Source organism: Mycobacterium sp., assembly GCF_036488105.1.
Taxonomy (GTDB): Bacteria; Actinomycetota; Actinomycetes; order Mycobacteriales; family Mycobacteriaceae; genus Mycobacterium.
On the sequence record NZ_DASXHW010000045.1, the window covers coordinates 1 to 1,581 of the forward strand.

1 pseudogene is annotated in these 1,581 nt (G+C 63.8%); it reads right to left on the reverse strand.

The annotated features are described in order from the left end of the window. Positions 1-169: 169 nt before the first annotated feature. Positions 170-1,581, reverse strand: a pseudogene (gene arsB / locus VGH54_RS02375) (ACR3 family arsenite efflux transporter); the annotation flags it as partial.

Genomic DNA, 1,581 nt, shown 5'->3' on the forward strand with positions numbered 1-1,581 from the left:
GTCCCACGAACAGAAGGACTGTTGCGCCGACATGAAGCCGGGCGACATGAAGCCAGGTGACATGAAGCCAGGTGCGATGGGGCCTGGGATGATGGGTCCGCAGTCGGGACGCTAACCCGTTGAGGCGCCACGGTTTCCACGTGAATCAGTGAGTGCCGAGCCTACAGCGTCATCCGCCGGGCTCGACACTCACTCCTAATTGGTCGAGCAGCGTGCCTACTCGCTGTTCGATCTCGTCGCGGATCGGTCGGATCGTCGCGAGCGATTGGCCGGCCGGGTCGGCGAGAATCCAGTCCTCATAACGGCGCCCGGGCAGGACCGGGCACGAGTCACCGCACCCCATGGTGATCACCACATCCACGGCTTCGAGCATGTCCATGGTCCACCGCTTCGGTTGTTCGGTGGTGATGTCGATACGCTTCTCGGCCATGGCTGCGATGACGGCGGGGTGTAGTTCGTCGGCAGGTTCAGACCCGCCGGAGTAGACGTCGGCGCGGGCGCCCGCGAGGTGTTTGAAGAATCCCATGGCCATCTGGGAGCGGCCCGCATTGTGAGTGCAGAGGAACAGCACGGCGGGCTTGGTGCTCGGCATCAGGCAAGGCTTCCGACGGCGGCAGGAGCGAATCGTTTTCTCAGGGCCAATGATACGTAGACCAGGGCGACAAGCACCGGTACTTCGATGAGCGGGCCCACGACGCCGGCGAGTGCCTGTCCCGAGGCGGCTCCGTAGGTGGCAATGGACACGGCGATGGCCAATTCGAAGTTGTTGCCCGCCGCGGTGAACGCGAGGGTGGTGGTGCGTGGGTATCCCAGCCCGAGGGTCGCGCCCAGCAGGTAGCCACCGCCCCACATGACGGCGAAGTAGGCCAGCAGCGGCACCGCGATGCGGAGCACGTCGAGAGGACGGCTGGTGATCTGATGTCCCTGCAGCGCAAAGAGAATGACGATGGTGAACAGCAGGCCGTACAGCGCCCACGGTCCGATTCTGGGCAGGAAGGTCAACTCGTACCAGTCACGTCCTTTGGCGTTCTCGCCGAAGCGTCGGGTGAGATAGCCGGCGAGCAGGGGGATGCCGAGGAACACGAGCACGGACTTGGCGATCTGCCAGGGCGAGGTGCTGATGGTGCTCTGTTGCAGGCCGAGCCAACCGGGGAGGACCGAGAGGTAGAACCAGCCCAGGGCGGCGAACATGACAACCTGAAAGACGGAGTTGAGTGCGACCAGCACAGCTGCGGCTTCGCGGTCACCGCAGGCGAGGTCGTTCCAGATGATCACCATGGCGATGCAGCGGGCCAGGCCGACGATGATCAGGCCGGTGCGGTAGTCGGGCAGATCGGGCAGCAGCAGCCACGCCAACGCGAACATCAACGCGGGGCCGACTAACCAGTTCAGCAGGAGTGAGCTTGCCAGCAGCTTGCGGTCGCCGGTCACGGTGTCCAGCCGGTCATAACGAACCTTGGCCAGCACCGGGTACATCATCACCAGCAGACCGAACGCAATGGGCAGTGAGATACCGTCAACCTGAACATGATTCAGAGCATCGTTGAGTCCAGGAACGAGCCGTCCGAGGAGTAAGCCCGC